This window comes from Mycobacterium sp. NGS57, from assembly GCF_059812405.1.
In genome coordinates, this window is sequence record NZ_JCALCP010000001.1 from 123,806 (window position 1) to 140,475 (window position 16,670).

Consider the following 16,670-nt stretch of genomic DNA (forward strand, 5'->3'; position numbering starts at 1 on the left):
CACAATGAGTGGGTGACCAATCCGGGAACCGACGGCCGCCTGCGCGTGCTGGTGCTGGGCAGCACCGGCTCGATCGGCACCCAGGCGCTGGAGGTCATCGCGGCCAATCCGGACCGCTTCGAGGTGGTCGGGCTGGCCGCCGGCGGCGCCAACCCGGACACCCTGGTGCGCCAGCGCGCCGAGACCGGGGTCACCAACATCGCCGTGGCCGACGAGGGCGCCGCGCAGCGGGTGGGTGACGTCCCCTTCGTCGGTCCCGACGCGGTGACCCGCCTGGTGCGCGAGACCGAGGCCGACGTCGTCCTCAACGCGCTGGTCGGGGCGCTGGGACTGCGGCCGACGCTGGCCGCGCTGGAATCCGGGGCCCGGCTGGCGCTGGCCAACAAGGAGTCGCTGGTCGCGGGGGGGCCGCTGGTATTGCGGGCGGCGCGGCCGGGCCAGATCGTGCCGGTCGACTCCGAGCACTCGGCGATGGCGCAGTGCCTGCGCGGCGGCGATCCCGGTGAAGTCGCGAAGATCGTGCTCACCGCGTCCGGCGGCCCGTTCCGCGGCTGGGCCGCCGCCGACCTCGAGGCCGTCACGCCGGAGCAGGCGGGCGCCCACCCCACGTGGTCGATGGGCCCGATGAACACGCTGAACTCGGCGTCGCTGGTCAACAAGGGGCTCGAGCTGATCGAAACCCACTTGTTGTTTTCCATCCCGTACGACCGCATCGAGGTGGTCGTGCACCCCCAATCGATCGTGCACTCGATGGTCACCTTCGTCGACGGCTCGACGATCGCCCAGGCCAGCCCGCCGGACATGAAGCTGCCGATTTCGCTGGCCCTGGGCTGGCCCCGGCGGGTGAGTGGCGCCGCTCCCGCCTGCGACTTCAGCACCGCCGCCAGGTGGGAATTCGAGCCGCTCGACGACGCGGTTTTCCCCGCCGTCGAGCTGGCGCGGCACGCCGGGCAGGCCGGCGGCTGCCTGACCGCGGTCTACAACGCGGTGAACGAAGAGGCGGCGGAAGCATTTCTCGCGGGCCGGATCGGGTTCCCGGGAATTGTGCAAACCATCGCCGACGTGCTGCACGTCGCCGACCAATGGGCCGCCGAACCGGCTAACGTGGACGAGGTACTCGATGCGCAGCGCTGGGCACGCGAGATGGCCGGGCGCCGGATTGATCGAGTCGCACAGGAGGTCCTACCAATCCGATGATGTTTGTTCTCGGCATCGTGCTGTTCGCGCTCGCGATCCTGATCTCGGTGGCACTGCATGAGTGCGGCCACATGTGGGTCGCCCGCGCCACCGGGATGAAGGTGCGGCGGTACTTCGTCGGCTTCGGGCCCACCCTGTGGTCGACCCGCCGCGGCGAAACCGAATATGGCGTCAAGGCCGTTCCCCTGGGCGGCTTCTGCGACATCGCGGGCATGACCCCGGTCGAGGACCTGGCCCCCGACGAGGGCGAGCGCGCGATGTACAAGCAGGCGGCCTGGCGGCGCGTGGCGACGCTGTTCGCGGGCCCGGGCATGAACTTCGTGATCTGCCTGGTGCTGATCTACGGCATCGCGCTTGTCTGGGGGCTGCCCAACCTGCACCCGTCCACCAAGGCCGAGGTCGGCGAAACCGGTTGCGTCACAGCCGATGTCGCGCCCGGCAAGCAGGGCCACTGCGACGGGCCGGGTCCGGCGCAGGCGGCGGGCATCCGCAAGGGCGACGTCGTCGTCAAGGTCGGTGACACCCCGGTGTCCACGTTCGACGACATGGCCGCCGCGGTGCGCAAGGCGCACGGCACCGTCCCATTCGTGGTGGATCGCGACGGCAAGCTGATCACCCTGAACATCGCGGTCCAGCCCACCCAGCGCTTCCAGACCACCGGGGCCAAGGGCGCCACGCCCACGCCCGCCACGGTCGGCGCCATCGGGGTCGGCCCGCCTCGCGTCGTGCCCACCCGCTACGGCGTGTTCTCGGGCGTGCCCGCCACCTTCGCGTTCGCCGGCGACCTGACCGTCGAGGTGGGCAAGGCGCTGGTGACGATCCCGACGAAGGTCGGCGCACTGGTGCACGCCATCGGCGGCGGGGAGCGCGACCCCCAGACGCCGATGAGCGTGGTCGGGGCCAGCATCATCGGCGGCGACACCGTCGACCACGGGCTGTGGGTGGCGTTCTGGTTCTTTTTGGCCCAGCTGAACCTCATCCTGGGCGCGATCAACCTGGTGCCGCTGCTGCCCTTCGACGGCGGCCACATCGCCATCGCGATGTTCGAGAAGATCCGCAACCTCATCCGGTCGACCCGCGGCATGGTCGCGGCGGCGCCGGTGAACTATCTCAAGCTGATGCCCGCCACCTACGTGGTGCTGGTGTTCGTGGTCGGCTACATGCTGCTGACCGTGACCGCCGACCTGGTCAACCCGATCAGGTTGTTCCAGTGAGCCGCGCCGGCGACGATGCAGAGCGCAGCGATGAGGAGGAGCGGCGCCAAATGAGCGCCGGCCTGGGCATGCCGGACGTCCCGGCGCCCACGCTCGCCCCCCGGCGCAAGACGCGCCAACTGATGGTCCGCGACGTCGGGGTCGGCAGCGACCACCCGATCTCGGTGCAGTCGATGTGCACCACCAAGACCCACGACGTCAATACGACGCTGCAGCAGATCGCCGAGCTGACGGCCACCGGCTGCGACATCGTGCGGGTGGCCTGCCCCCGCCAGGAGGACGCCGACGCGCTGGCCGAGATCGCCCGGCACAGCCAGATCCCGGTGATCGCCGACATCCACTTCCAGCCCAAGTACATCTTCGCCGCGATCGACGCGGGCTGCGCCGCCGTGCGCGTAAACCCCGGCAACATCAAGGAATTCGACGGCCGCGTCGGCGAGGTCGCCAAGGCGGCGGGCGCCGCCGGCGTCCCGATCCGCATCGGCGTCAACGCCGGCTCGCTGGACAAGCGGTTCATGGAGAAGTACGGCAAGGCCACGCCCGAGGCGCTGGTCGAGTCCGCGCTGTGGGAGGCCTCGCTGTTCGAGGAGCACGGCTTTTCCGACATCAAGATCAGCGTCAAGCACAACGACCCCGTCGTGATGGTCGCCGCCTACGAGCAGCTGGCCGCGGCCTGCGACTACCCGCTGCACCTCGGCGTCACCGAGGCCGGCCCCGCCTTCCAGGGCACCATCAAGTCCGCCGTCGCCTTCGGCGCGTTGCTGTCGCGCGGCATCGGCGACACCATCCGGGTGTCGCTGTCGGCGCCGCCGGTCGAGGAAGTCAAGGTCGGCATCCAGATCCTCGAGTCACTGAACCTGCGGCCGCGCGGTCTCGAGATCGTGTCCTGCCCGTCGTGCGGGCGCGCGCAGGTCGACGTCTACAGGCTGGCCAATGAGGTCACCGCCGGGCTGGACGGTCTCGACGTGCCGCTGCGGGTGGCCGTGATGGGCTGCGTCGTCAACGGTCCCGGCGAGGCCCGCGAGGCCGATCTGGGCGTCGCGTCGGGAAATGGCAAGGGGCAGATCTTCGTTCGCGGCGAGGTCATCAAGACCGTGCCCGAGGCAAAGATCGTCGAGACGCTGATCGAAGAAGCCATGCGGCTGGCCGCCGAGATGGAGACCGACAACGGTCCCGAAACAACAACGAGCGGTTCGCCGGTTGTGACCGTAAGCTGATAGACGCCAGTGCCCTTGCACCGGTCCTCATTTCGCACCACAGAGAGTTCCCCATGTCGGCTCCACCCATCTTCCGCCTGGTCGGTGAGCGACGGGTGTCCGTGGTGCGCGACGCCGCCGCCGTCTGGCGGGTGCTCGACGACGACCCGGTGGGCTCGTGCATGGTCGCGGCCCGCGTGGCCGACCATGGGATCGACCCCAATTCGATCGGTGGAGAGCTGTGGACCCGCCGCGGCCCGGACGAGTCGCTGTGCTTCGCCGGCGCCAACCTCATCCCGCTGCGCGGCGCGCCCGCGGACCTGCACGCCTTCGCCGACGAGGCGATGAGCGGCACGCGGCGCTGCTCGTCGCTGGTGGGCCGGGCCGAGCTGGTGATGCCGATGTGGGAGCGCCTGGAGTCGGCCTGGGGCCCGGCCCGCGACGTGCGCGACCAGCAGCCGCTGATGGCGCTCGGTGCCCACCCCAACTGCGACATCGACGTCGCGGTGCGCCAGGTCCGGCCGGAGGAGCTGGACGCCTACCTGGTGGCCGCCGTCGACATGTTCATCGGCGAGGTGGGCGTCGACCCGCGCCTCGGCGACGGCGGACGCGGCTACCGCCGGCGGGTGGCCAGCCTGATCGCGGCCGGGCGCGCCTGGGCCCGCTTCGAGCACGGCCAGGTCGTCTTCAAGGCCGAGGTGGGGTCGCAGTCGCCCGGGGTCGGCCAGATCCAGGGCGTGTGGGTGCACCCGGAGTGGCGCGGTTTGGGTCTCGGCACCGCGGGCACCGCGACGGTCGCCGCCGTCATCGTCGGGGCCGGCCGGATGGCCAGCCTGTACGTGAACGACTTCAACACGGTCGCCCGCGCGGCCTACGCCCGCGTGGGCTTCGTCGAGGTCGGCACCTTCGCCACGGTCCTGCTGGACTAGTTTCGCGAGCCGAACCTGGCTGCGATTTTCGCCCGCCCTTTTCGCCGTGCGGTTGGGTTCGCGGTGCATAACGATCGTGTCTCGGTGTGTCGAGCCCGGTCTGCCCGTCACAGTTCATAACATCTGTAACGATGGTAACGATAAGAACACTGGCCCCAGCTGCCGCGGGCGTGCTGCTGGTCGTTGCCGGCGCCGTGTCCGGGTGCACCCCGCGGCCCGACGGCCCCGGCCCGGCCGCCGCGAAGTTCTTCAAAGCCCTGGCCACCGGCGACACCGCGACCGCCGCGCAGCTCAGCGACAACCCCAACGAGGCCCGCGAAGCGCTCAACTCCGCCTGGGCCGGCCTGCAGGCCACCCACCTGGACGCGCAGGTCCTCAGCGCGAAATACGCCGAGGACACCGGCACGGTCGACTACCGCTTCACCTGGCATCTGCCCAAGGACCGGACCTGGAGCTATGACGGCCAGCTGAAGATGGCCCGCGACGAGGGGCGCTGGGAGGTCCGCTGGACCACCACCGGCCTGCACCCCAAGCTGGGCGAGCACCAGACCTTCGCGCTGCGCGCCGATCAGCCGCGGCGCGCCTCGGTGAACGAGCTCGGCGGCAGCGATGTGCTGGTGCCGGGCTACCGCTATCACTACACACTGGACGCCGCCGCGGCCGGACCGCCGCAGTCGCTGAGCTTCACCACCCACTCGATCGTCGACGTGCTGCGGCCGTTCAACGACACGCTGACCGACCCGCAGCTGCTCGCCGAGCGGGCCAGCTCGACACCCAACCAGGTGGACCTCGGCGTGACGCTCCTTCCCGCAGACAACGACAACGTGTTCCCGGCGATCGGCAAATTACCCGGAATCGTCGTCACGCCCCAGCCCGAAATCCTGCCGACCGACCCGCATTTCGCGCCCGCGGTGATCAGCGAGGTCAAAAAGGCCGTCGTCGACCAACTCGACGGTCAGGCCGGCTGGCGGGTGGTCAGCGTCAACCAGAACGGCGTCGACGTCGCGGTGCTGAACGAGGTCGAGGGGTCGCCGGCGCCGTCGGTGTCGATCACGCTGGACCGCTCCGTGCAGAACGCCGCGCAGCGCGCGGTGGACACGCGGGGCGGCAAGGCAATGATGGTCGTGATCAAGCCGTCGACGGGGGAGATCCTGGCGATCGCGCAGAACAAGGGCGCCGACGCCGACGGCCTGCCTGCCACCAACGGCCTGTTCCCGCCCGGGTCGACGTTCAAGATGATCACCGCCGGCGCCGCCGTCGAACGCGACATGGCCACGCCCAACACGATGCTGGGCTGCCCGGGCCACATCGACATCGGGCACCGCACCATCCCCAACTACGGCGGCTTCGACCTGGGCGTGGTGCCGATGTCGCGGGCGTTCGCCAGTTCCTGCAACACCACGTTCGCCGAGCTGAGCAGCCGGATGCCGCCCCGCGGGCTGACCCAGGCGGCCCACCGCTACGGCATCGGGCTGGACTACACGGTCGACGGCATCACCACGGTCACCGGGTCCGTGCCCCCGACGGTGGATTTGGCCGAGCGCACCGAGGACGGCTTCGGTCAGGGGAAAGTGCTGGCGAGCCCCTTCGGCATGGCGCTGGTCGCGGCCACCGTCGGCGCCGGCAAGACCCCGGTCCCGCAGCTGATCGCCGGGCGGCCGACGGCCGTCGACGGTGACGAGACGCCGATCTCGCCGAAGATGGTCGACGCCCTGCGCCCGATGATGCGGCTGGTCGTGACCAACGGGACCGCCAAGGAGATCGCGGGCTGTTGCGGGGAGATCTACGGGAAGACCGGCGAGGCCGAGTTCCCGGGCGGATCGCACTCCTGGTTCGCCGGGTACCGCGGCGACCTGGCCTTCGCGGCGCTGATCGTCGGGGGCGGCAGCTCGGAATACGCGGTCCGGATGACCAAGGTGATGTTCGAATCGCTTCCCCGGGACTACCTGGCCTGAGCGCCCTGGGCGTTGACTCTGCGTCTATGGCGCACAAGTGCGAGTAGGCCGCGCCATGGACGCAGAGTCAACGCCGGGGATCAGCCCGTAAGCTGGTCGGCATGCCCGCTCGGACCGCGCTTTCCCCCGGGGTGATCTCGCCGACGCTGCCGGTGCCCGGCCGCATCGCCCGCCCGGAATACGTCGGCAAGGCGACCGCCGCCGAGGGCAGCGAGCCCTGGGTGCAGACGCGGCAGGTGATCGAGAAGATGCGCGTCGCCGGCCGGATCGCGGCCGGCGCCCTGGCCGAGGCGGGCAAGGCGGTGGCGCCGGGCGTGACGACCGACCAACTCGACCGGATCGCCCACGAGTACATGGTCGACAACGGCGCCTACCCGTCCACCCTGGGCTACAAGGGATTCCCGAAGTCGTGCTGCACGTCGCTCAACGAGGTGATCTGCCACGGGATCCCGGACTCGACGGTGATCGAGGACGGCGACATCGTCAACATCGACGTCACCGCCTACATCGACGGCGTGCACGGCGACACCAACGCGACCTTTCTGGCCGGTGACGTCGCCGAGGAACACCGGCTGCTCGTCGAGCGCACCCGGGAGGCCACGATGCGCGCGATCAACGCCGTCAAACCCGGCCGCGCGCTGTCGGTCGTCGGGCGCGTCATCGAGTCATACGCAAACCGGTTCGGCTACAACGTGGTTCGTGACTTCACCGGCCACGGCATCGGGACCACGTTCCACAACGGCCTGGTCGTGCTGCACTACGAGCAGCCGGCCGTGACGACGGTCATGCAGCCGGGCATGACGTTCACCATCGAGCCGATGATCAACCTCGGCGCGCTGGACTACGACATCTGGAACGACGGCTGGACGGTGGTCACCCGCGACCGCAAGTGGACCGCCCAGTTCGAGCACACCCTGCTGGTCACCGACACCGGCGTCGAGATCCTCACGTCGACATAGCAGCTGTGAGCGGGGCGCTGCTGGTCGCGGGCACCAGCTCCGATGCCGGGAAATCCGTGGTGGTCGCCGGCCTGTGCCGGTTGCTGAGCCGCCGCGGCGTGAAGGTGGCGCCGTTCAAGGCGCAGAACATGTCCAACAACTCCGTGGTCACCGTCGACGGCGGCGAGATCGGCCGCGCCCAGGCGATCCAGGCCCGCGCGGCGGGGCTGGAACCCAGCGTGCGATTCAACCCGATCCTGCTCAAGCCGGGCAGCGACCGCAGCTCGCAGCTGGTGATCCGCGGTCAGGTCGCCGACTCGGTCACCGCCGCCGGCTACGTCAAGCATCGCGACCGGCTCGCGCGCGTCGTCACCGACGAATTGTCTTGCCTTCGCGGCGAATTCGACGCGGTGATTTGTGAGGGGGCTGGCTCCCCGGCCGAGATCAACCTGCGCGCAACGGATCTCGCGAACATGGGGCTGGCCCGCGCCGCCAACCTGCCGGTGATCGTGGTCGGCGACATCGACCGCGGCGGCCTGCTGGCGCACCTGTTCGGGACGGTCGCGGTCCTCGAGCCCGACGACCAGGCGCTGATCGCCGGCTTCGTCGTCAACAAGTTCCGCGGCGATCCCGCGCTGCTGGAGCCGGGCCTCGAGCAACTGGAGGCCATGACCGGCCGCCCGACCTACGGCGTCCTGCCCTATGCCGACGAGCTGTGGCTGGACGCCGAGGACTCGCTGTCGGTCATCGCGCGCCGCGTCGTCGGCACGCCCACGCCGCCGCGCGGCGACGAGTGGCTCAAGGTGGCCGCGGTCCGGTTGCCGCGGATCTCCAACTCCACCGACGTCGAGGCGCTGGCGTGCGAGCCCGGCGTGCTGGTGCGCTGGGTGACCGATCCCGCCGACCTGGCCGACGCCGACCTGGTCGTGCTGCCGGGCAGCAAGGCCACCGTGGCCGACCTGTCCTGGCTGCGCGACCGCGGCCTGGCCGGCCCGATCGTCGAACACGCCCGCGCCGGCAAGCCGGTGCTGGGGATTTGCGGCGGTTTCCAGATGCTGTGCCGGCGCATCGAGGACGCGGTGGAATCCGGCGCGGGTGAGGTCGCCGGCCTGGGCCTGCTGGACGCCGACATTTCCTTCGGTGCGACCAAGGTGCTGCGCCGCTGGCCGCTCCCGTTGTCCGGATACGAAATCCACCACGGGCGTCTGTCCCGCTGCGACGAGGGGGCGTGGTTCGAGGTCGATGCCGAACCCCAGGGCGTCGCGCGCGGCGCGGTGTTCGGCACGCACTGGCACGGCCTGCTCGACAACGACGACTTCCGCCGCGGCTGGCTCGCCCGGGTCGCCGACGCGGCCGGCCGGCACGGGTTCGTCGCGGGCGACACCGATGTCGCCGCGCGGCGCGACGCCCAACTCGACGCGATCGCCGACCTGCTGGCCGCGCATCTGGACGTCGGCGCTGTCCTCGGCCTGCTCGACGGTCCGCCGCCGCGGCGACCGCACGTCACGACCGGGCTGCGGCCGTAAACCTCGCGCACGCAGGACATTGGCTGTAGCGTGCGTGAGTGCACTCGATGATGACCACGCTCGACGGGTTTCCCGTTCCGGTGGCCGTCGCCGGCCCGGACAAGGGCGTCGTCGTCGTCATCCTCGGCGACCAACAGCGCGCCCCCGTGGCCTACGATGCGGTCTGCGAGCGCCTGCACACCGCGTCCCTGCGGACCGTCGTCATCGGGCTCGACGAACGGTTGACCGCCAAGTCGGTGGTCGGCATCCTCGACTCGCTCGGCATCCGCTGGGCCGTCGTCTTCGGTGACCGCGCCGGCGGCGAGCTGGCCTGGGAACTGGCGGCGACCCGGCTGGGCCGGTTCGTGGGCCTGATCGTCATCGACCGCGGGCACCCGCGGGTGGCCGATCCCTCGGGCGCGGTGCTCGACGAACACTGCCCGCCGGTCGAGATCGGCACCACGGTGCTGGTGAGCTCCCCGGCGGCCCGGGAGGTGGCCGCCGCCAGCCAGCGCTACGTCTATGCCGAGTACCGCGTGGTGGACCTGGGCCGGCGCACCGCGCAGGAGTCGACCGCGCAGCTGGCCGCCGAGATCGTGTTGCGCACCAGCACCTGGTAGCCACGCCGTGGGGGCCAACACCGGGGCGCGCCGGCCGATCGTGGGCCTGACCGCCTACCTGGAGCCGGTGCGCACCGGGATCTGGGACATCGACGCCGGTTATCTGCCGGCCGACTACTTCGACGGCGTGGTGGCGGCCGGCGGGATCGCGGTGCTGGTGCCGCCGCAGCCGGTCGGTCCCGAGATCGCCGGGCGCCTGCTCGACGGCCTGGACGCGCTGGTGATCACCGGCGGTTACGACCTTGACCCCGCCCGCTACGGCCGGCAACCGCATCCCGCCACCGACCGGCCCCGCACCGACCGCGACGACCTCGAATTCGCGCTGTTGCGTGGCGCGCTAAAGCGCCGGCTTCCGGTGCTGGGCATCTGCCGCGGCGCGCAGGTGCTCAACGTCGCGCTGGGCGGCACGCTGCACCAGCACCTGCCCGACGTCATCGGCCACGGTGGCCACCGCGCCGGCAACGGGGTGTTCACCCGGTTGCCGGTGCGCACCGTGGCGGGCACCCGGCTCGCCGCGCTGCTGGGGGAGTCCGTCGACGCCCCGTGCTACCACCATCAGGCCATCGACAAACTCGGCGACGGCCTGGTGGTCAGCGCGATGGACGCCGACGGCGTGGTCGAGGCGGTGGAGCTGCCCGGGGAGAGCTTTGTGCTTGCGGTGCAATGGCATCCGGAAAAGTCACTGGACGACCTGCGGCTGTTCGACGCAGTGATCGACGCCGCGCGGGGCCGCTTGGCCTAGCTTCCGCCGCGCGCGCCCCGGACGCTCGCGCGCCGGCTGATCGCCGGGGCCATGCCCGGAAACCTGGTGCCCCCGGAGTCCTGCTCGGGCCCTGCCACCCAGGCCCGCGGCACCGAGAGCCCCGCGATCGACGCCGAACCGCCGAACCCGGCGGTCATCGCCGCCCGCTTGCCCCAGACCGCCTTGGCTGCGCCCGTAACGGCAACGGCGAGAGGCACGCTCGCGGCCCGGGCGAACCCCAGTTTCAGCGAACTCAGCTCCGCCAGCGACGACGACATCGCCAGCACCGCCGCATTGAACCGCTCCGGGGAGGCCGACGACAGCGCCTGCAGCGCGTCGGGCAGCATCGAGATCAGTTGCGACCCGGTCGAAACGATCTCCTGACCCTGGCCCTCGCCCTCGCTGGTGGCCGCGGGTGGCGACGTGAACGGGGGCATCGCCGCGGCCGCCGCCGCGGCACGCGCATAGGCGTACATGGCGGCGGCGTCCTGAGCCCACATCTTGTCGTAGTCGGCCTCGGCCGATGCGATGGCGTGCGCGCCCTGGCCCAGCCGGTTCGTCGCGGCCAGCGACGTCCGCCAGGTGCGGTTGGTGAAGACCTCCTGCGGGGGCACCGTCGCCGCGAGCGCCGACTCGTACGCGGCGGCGGCGGCCCTGGCCTGCGCGGCCGCGCGCTCGGCCAGCGCGGCGGTGGCCCGCAGCCACCCGATGTAGGGCGCCGCCCGCCGGCTCGCCGGCACGCTCGTCGCCGCCGCGGACACCGCGTCGGCGAGCCCGTCCCAGGCGCTCGCCGCGGCCAGCAGTGACCCGGCACCGACACCCGAATACATGCGTGCGGAGTTGATCTCCGGCGGTAATGTCCCGAAGTCCATGACTAGCCGGCCTCGCTCGCCGCGGGGGCGGGCTGGGAATTTGCTTCAAACACGAGGATTTCCTTCGATCACGAGGGGAAAGGGACCGGCGTGGCCCGTTGCCGAGGTGTGCGCGACGAACGCGCGAAGGGCCGCCCGAGGCGGCACGACAACCGGGCGCGGGCGCCGGTCAGCGGCGACAGACGCAGAGTTGGGCCAGCAGATCCCGGCCGGGAAGGACGGCCGCGGACACGCGGCAACACGCTTCGTCGGCCCGGTGCGTCCACGCCGCCGGGGCGAGCGACGTCGGCGTCCAGGAGGCGCGCGGCGCGGGAATCGGGGAACCCGGCGCGCGGTCGCGCTTCAGCCCGCCGCTCTTGAATGCCTTGTCATCGTTCAGGGTGGAGCCGAAATCGGCATGACTCGCCGGCGCGGAGCCGACGGCGGCGACGATCGGGTCGGCGGCGCGGGTGGTGTCCTCGGTGCGCAGCGCCCAGCATCCGAGGGCGGCCACGAGGAGTGAGAGCGCGGCGACGATGGCGACGGCTGACCGCCGTCGTGACAATCGCGAAGCTTTACCCGTGCCACGGAAACTCACAGTGCGGCAATCCTATCAGCGACGATGGGGTCGACCCATCGCGTCACGCGCAACGATCGCGACCCGATGGGCCGGGCCCACTCACCCGGCGGCCGGAGGATGGATCACCATGTTCGGCCGGAACCCGTAGCGGGGGACTTCGCCGAGGGCCCGCCCCTGCGGGCCGGTCATCGGCATCCCACCCAGCATGCTCGACAGTCCCGGCCCGCCCGCCGGGGCGGAGACCGCGGGGGACGGCAACGCCGACGCGGCGGCGCCGATCGGTCCGGTCGCCGTCCACGCGGGCGGCACCGACAGCGGTCCGATCGAGGCGGCGTTGCCCACCCCGGCCGACATGGCGCCGCCCGGGCCGCCCACCGCGTTGCCGAGTCCGCCGCTGGCGGCTGCTGCGGCCTCACCGGCGACCGCCCCGGCAGCGTCCGCGGCTCCGACCGCGTCCGAGGCGGCGCCGGCGCCCTGCAGCCCGACGAAATCGGTCATCGTGCCCAGGAAGTTGCCCGGCATGTAGAACCCCGAAGAAAACAGCGTGTTCAAGCCGTTGTCATTGAGGAATGCACCCACCGACGAGCCGTCCGTTCCCGCCAAAAAGTTGAGCACGCCCGCGGGACTGGACAAGTCGGTCCCGCCGAGGCCGAGCCAACCCTCCATTTCCGCCAGCTCCGCGACCGGCGTGGTGCCGCCCAGCCCGGGAGTGGCGAGCCCCTGCAGCGCCGACGGCAGCTCGGACATGAGCTGGGACAGCGCATTCTGGGTGCTGGTGGCGGCCGCGGTGCCCGCAGTGGCCTGAGCGGGCGCGGCGGCGTCAGCGCTGGTGGTGGGCGGCGGCGCGGTGAACGGGGTCAGCGTGGCCGCCGCCGCGGACGAGCCCGCGTAGCCGTACATCGCCGCCGCATCCTGGGCCCACATCTCGGTGTACTGCGCCTCGGTGACCGCGATCGCCGGGGTGTTCTGACCGAGGAAATTGGTGGCCACCAGCGCGGCCAACTGCGCCCGGTTGGCCGCGATCACCAGCGGGGGCACCGTCATGGCAAACGCGGCCTCGTAGGCGGCGGCCGCTGCCTTGGCCTGGTCCGCGGACTGCGCGGCTTGCGCGGCGCTGGCCCCCATCCACGAGACATACCGTGCGGCGGCCGCACCCATAGACATCGACGCCGGGCCACGCCACGGGCCACTGGTTGTGTCCGCGATCACGATGCCGTAATTGCTTGCCGCCCAGGATAATTCGGCGGCCAAACCATCCCATGCCGCCGCGGCGGCCAGCATGGGCGCCGCGCCGGGTCCGGTGTACATGCGGGCGGAGTTGATTTCTGGCGGCAGTGCTGCGTAATCCATGGCGCGGCCCTTTCAATTCGCCGCGACCGGACAGCGTTGCGCCACTGTGCGACGGGTTTTCGGTATGGTGATGACGAAAGACATGATTCTCCTTGGTGATTCGGCCGGATATCGGCGCCGCCGCAGTCCGGGGCCGGTTCGGTGCGCACGACAACGACGCACGTCCGCGATATGCCAACGCGCGTTAAGACCGCTTGGGGGAACGCTTTTCGGGGCTCAGCCGTCGGGCTGAGCGGTGACGACGGGGCTCACCGACGCAGCGAGAACGTCGGGCCGGCCATCGACCGGCGGTGACCGTGCCTTGGGATGCAGCCAAGCCGTTGTGTCAACGCGCGTGAGCCCACGCGTTGGGCCGACACCGTCCACTTCTCCTCAATCTGCGCGCAGCGCAAAGCAATAGGCGAGCAGCCGCCTACCCGGCCTGTGAGCCCAGAAGCCCGGGCTGACAGGGCCGGATAAGCGGCAGCTCCGTTGTCGCCGGAGGGAACTCCCGCACACAGACCGTAGCCACGCCGACCCCCGTGATGCAATCGATTCGCAAAAAATAACTGCGATCAGTTTGCAAGATGCCGCGTGTCCGGTACGCCGTCAGCCTCGCCAGGCGATCAACGGGATCGCCATCTCGACCGGGCTTGGCCCGCCGTGAAACCCGATGAGCCGCGCGGCTTCCGGGGGCTCGTGGGCGGTGGCCAGCACGGCGTTGTCGCCGGTGCACACGACGACGACGTCGCCGATGCGCGCCAGGTGCGCCGGGTCGACCGGCCCGAACATGCCCCTGGCCACCGCCTCGTCGCGGCGGTAGACGTCTGCCCGCCCGTCCAGCGTCTCGCCCCAGGCGGCCCGCACGTCGTCGGCGGCGCCCGGCTCGGTGTGCAGGTAGCGCACGCGCGGGTCGCCGGCAACCGCGCGGACCCCGCCGGCCAGCCGGGGGTCGGCGTCGAGGTCGACGCGCGCGTGCGGCGGGACGTTGAGGCCGCCGTGATCGGCGGTCACCAGCAGCGCCGCGTTCGGCGGCAGCGTTTCGCGCAGCCGGGTCAGCAGCGCGTCCACCCGGGCCGCGGCCTCGCGCCACTGCGGCGACCCGATACCGAACAGGTGGGCCGCGGTGTCCAGCTTGGCCGTGTAGCCGTAGACCAGGCCGGGCGCCGCGTTGAGCTCGCCGGCCAGTACGGCGCCGTAGTCGTCCGTCCGGTGCGTGGGGCGAAAGTCGGCGCCGCGGTAGGCCGCGTCGGTCAGCCCACTGCCGATGAACGGCGCGGGCAGCACGGCGCGCGCGCCGATGCCGGATCGGCGTAGCCGCTCGAACCAGGTGGGGAGCGGTTGCCACGTGCCGGGCGGCGGGTCGTCGCGCCACATGATGTGGCTGAGCACCCGGTCGGTGCCGGGCACGTTGAGCGTGAATCCCAGGATGCCGTGCTCGCCGGGCCGTGCCCCCGTGCCCAGCGACACCAGGCTGCTCGGCGTGGTCGACGGAAACGTGCAGGTGAGTTCGCTCAGCCGCGCGGCGTCACCGGCGAGCACCGAGGCCAGCAACGGCGCGTCCGGCATCAGTTCGGGCAACAGGTGCCAGCCCATTCCGTCCACCAGCACCACCGCGACGCGATCCACCGGGCCGACCGACTCCGCGAGCCCCAGGCTGTCGACCGCGTCCGGGGCCCCGAGCAGTGCGGCCGCGGTGGGCAGCACGTCGCAGATCGAACCGGCCATGACGGTCAGTGTGGCACGCCGCCGAGCCGTCGACTCGTGACCCGCAGCTGGCGCTCGGTGCTCTCGGCGAGCGCCTGCGCCTGCTCGGGCGTCAGCCGGCCGCACAGCCGGCCCCAGTGCAGCGCGACCTCGTCGCCGACGGCCACGTCGGGCACCGCGCTGTACCCGTCGGCCCAGACCTGAAGCGGGCGCGCCGAAGCCTCCGACAACGTCAGCGCCCGACCGTCGAATGTCAGCCGCCGGCACGTCACCTCGACGCTTTCCCCAAACCGGGAAATCACCGTGCCCCAGGCGATTCGGCAGTTATCCAGCACGCTCAACGGGTGCTCGTCCATGTCGCGTCCCAAAAATCGCGTCCACGGGTACACGCCGAACACGTGAAAGCAGTGATTGGCGGCGGCCTCACCGGCCAGCTCGGGCGTGAGGTGCGACCAGTACCGGCCCGCCTGCGGACCGATGATGGCCAGCAACGCGTCGAAGAACTCGTGCGGGTCCAGGCCGGCCCCGACGCCGCCGCCGAGCCAATACGACTCGACGAGGCGATGGTCCAGCGGATCGGCGGTGCCGGTCAGCGCCGACAGCACCCTCAGGTACGGCCAGGCGCCGGCGAACTTTGTTGCCGCGCTGCGCACCTCGTCGACCGTCCCGTCGCGCAGCGTGGCGCCGAGCGGGGGGCCGCAATAGCCCAGCGCGTTGGGGGCATACGCGTAGCGCGCGAACATCTCGGCGCCCGGTGGTACGCCCCCGGTGCCGGTCAAGCTTGCCCCACCAGCTTCACGGCGCCCCGGTGCAGCCGCCCGAAGTTGTAGTAGGCCGCGCACGCGCCCTCCGCGGACACCATGCACGTCCCGATCGGGGTCTCGGGCGTGCACGCGGTGCCGAAAACCTTGCATTCCCAGGGCTTGAGCACTCCTTTGAGCACCTCGCCGCACTGGCAGGCCTTGGGGTCTGCCACCCGCACACCGGGCATGGCGAACCGCAGCTCGGCGTCGAATTCGGCGAAATCGTCGTGCAGCCGCAACGCGCTCTGCGAGATGAACCCCAAGCCACGCCATTCGAAGTGCGGCCGCAGCGCGAACACCTTGCCCATCAGCGCCAGCGCGGCCGGGTTGCCCTGCTCGGGTACGACGCGCTTGTACTGGTTTTCCACCTCGCAGCGGCCCTCGCGGATCTGGGTCAGCAGCATCGCGACCGCCGCCAGGATGTCCAGCGGCTCGAAACCGGCCACCACCAACGGCTTTCGGTACACCTCCGGCACGAACCGGTACGGGCGGTTGCCCACCACCGTCGACACGTGCCCGGGCCCGATGAATCCCGACAGCCGCAGATCCGGCGACTCGAGGATGGCCCGGATCGGCGGCACGATCATGACGTGATTGCAGAAGACGCTGAAATTGGGCAGGCGCATCTCCCGCGCGCGGACCAGCGTGACCGCGGTCGACGGCGCGGTCGTCTCGAAGCCGATGGCGAAGAACACCACCTGTTTGTCGGGGTTGTCGACGGCGATCTTCAGCGCGTCCAGCGGGGAGTACACGAACCGCACGTCGGCGCCGCGCGCCTTGGCGTGCAGCAGGCTGCCGTCCGACCCGGGCACCCGCATCATGTCGCCGAAGCAGGTGAAGATCACGCCGGGCTGGCCGGCCAGCCACATCGCGTCGTCGATGCGGCCCATCGGGATGACGCAGACCGGGCAACCCGGCCCGTGCACCAGCTCCACGTTGCCGGGCAGCAGGTGTTCGATGCCGTGCCGGTAGATCGTGTGCGTGTGCCCGCCGCACACCTCCATGAACTTGAATTGCTCTGTGTCACGGGCCAACCGCTCGATGGCGACCAGCAGTTTGCGGGCCGCGGCGGGATCGCGGAACTCGTCGACGAATTTCATGTGG

The 16,670-nt window shown here is 71.1% G+C and carries 14 protein-coding genes and 1 pseudogene; 9 read left to right on the top strand and 6 right to left on the bottom strand.

Annotated features, from left to right (window positions below; all coding sequences use genetic code 11):
* The first annotated feature begins 12 nt into the window (after positions 1–12).
* From dxr to AC5Y43_RS00645, 9 genes are all read left to right on the top strand, one after another.
* The gene (gene dxr, locus AC5Y43_RS00605) at positions 13–1,197 is read left to right on the top strand and encodes a 1-deoxy-D-xylulose-5-phosphate reductoisomerase (RefSeq protein WP_499968235.1); all 1,185 of its coding nucleotides are present in this window, start codon (positions 13–15) and stop codon (positions 1,195–1,197) included.
* Complete coding sequence (locus AC5Y43_RS00610) at positions 1,194–2,411, top strand: M50 family metallopeptidase (protein WP_499968237.1); 1,218 nt, start codon at positions 1,194–1,196, stop codon at positions 2,409–2,411. The genes dxr and AC5Y43_RS00610 overlap by 4 nt, the downstream gene beginning before the upstream one ends.
* 50 nt (positions 2,412–2,461) lie before the next feature.
* Positions 2,462–3,628, top strand: a complete 1,167-nt coding sequence (gene ispG / locus AC5Y43_RS00615) for a flavodoxin-dependent (E)-4-hydroxy-3-methylbut-2-enyl-diphosphate synthase (RefSeq protein ID WP_499968239.1) — start codon at positions 2,462–2,464, stop codon at positions 3,626–3,628.
* Between the two features lie 53 nt (positions 3,629–3,681).
* Positions 3,682–4,536: a GNAT family N-acetyltransferase gene (locus tag AC5Y43_RS00620; RefSeq protein ID WP_499968241.1), complete on the top strand. Its 855-nt coding sequence runs from the start codon at positions 3,682–3,684 to the stop codon at positions 4,534–4,536.
* A gap of 131 nt (positions 4,537–4,667) precedes the next feature.
* Positions 4,668–6,491, top strand: a complete 1,824-nt coding sequence (locus AC5Y43_RS00625; RefSeq protein WP_499968243.1) for a penicillin-binding transpeptidase domain-containing protein — start codon at positions 4,668–4,670, stop codon at positions 6,489–6,491.
* Positions 6,492–6,592: 101 nt separating this feature from the next.
* A complete protein-coding gene (gene map / locus AC5Y43_RS00630) occupies positions 6,593–7,450 on the top strand; it encodes a type I methionyl aminopeptidase (protein WP_499968245.1) in 858 nt (285 codons plus the stop codon).
* 5 nt (positions 7,451–7,455) lie between these two features.
* On the top strand, positions 7,456–8,955 hold the full coding sequence (locus AC5Y43_RS00635) for a cobyric acid synthase (protein WP_499968247.1): 1,500 nt from the start codon (positions 7,456–7,458) through the stop codon (positions 8,953–8,955).
* 47 nt (positions 8,956–9,002) lie between these two features.
* Positions 9,003–9,554 carry an alpha/beta hydrolase gene (locus AC5Y43_RS00640; RefSeq protein ID WP_499969342.1) on the top strand — a complete coding sequence of 184 codons (552 nt, stop codon included), beginning with the start codon at positions 9,003–9,005 and terminating at the stop codon, positions 9,552–9,554.
* Positions 9,555–9,561: 7 nt separating this feature from the next.
* Positions 9,562–10,296, top strand: a complete 735-nt coding sequence (locus AC5Y43_RS00645) for a gamma-glutamyl-gamma-aminobutyrate hydrolase family protein (RefSeq protein WP_499968249.1) — start codon at positions 9,562–9,564, stop codon at positions 10,294–10,296.
* Positions 10,297–10,736: 440 nt separating this feature from the next.
* Here the strand turns inward: AC5Y43_RS00645 and AC5Y43_RS00650 are convergent.
* The 6 genes and pseudogenes from AC5Y43_RS00650 to hypD all read right to left on the bottom strand — a co-directional run.
* Positions 10,737–11,168, bottom strand: a pseudogene (locus tag AC5Y43_RS00650) (PPE domain-containing protein); the annotation flags it as partial.
* A gap of 169 nt (positions 11,169–11,337) precedes the next feature.
* A complete protein-coding gene (locus AC5Y43_RS00655; RefSeq protein WP_499968251.1) occupies positions 11,338–11,712 on the bottom strand; it encodes a hypothetical protein in 375 nt (124 codons plus the stop codon).
* 114 nt (positions 11,713–11,826) lie between these two features.
* On the bottom strand, positions 11,827–13,077 hold the full coding sequence (locus AC5Y43_RS00660) for a PPE family protein (protein WP_499968253.1): 1,251 nt from the start codon (positions 13,075–13,077) through the stop codon (positions 11,827–11,829).
* Positions 13,078–13,665: 588 nt separating this feature from the next.
* Entirely contained in the window at positions 13,666–14,784 is a 1,119-nt protein-coding gene (locus AC5Y43_RS00665) for an alkaline phosphatase family protein (RefSeq protein ID WP_499968255.1), read from the bottom strand.
* A gap of 5 nt (positions 14,785–14,789) precedes the next feature.
* The gene (locus tag AC5Y43_RS00670; protein WP_499968257.1) at positions 14,790–15,542 is read right to left on the bottom strand and encodes a DUF6390 family protein; all 753 of its coding nucleotides are present in this window, start codon (positions 15,540–15,542) and stop codon (positions 14,790–14,792) included.
* Complete coding sequence (gene hypD, locus AC5Y43_RS00675) at positions 15,539–16,666, bottom strand: hydrogenase formation protein HypD (protein ID WP_499968259.1); 1,128 nt, start codon at positions 16,664–16,666, stop codon at positions 15,539–15,541. The genes AC5Y43_RS00670 and hypD overlap by 4 nt, the downstream gene beginning before the upstream one ends.
* Positions 16,667–16,670: the final 4 nt, after the last annotated feature.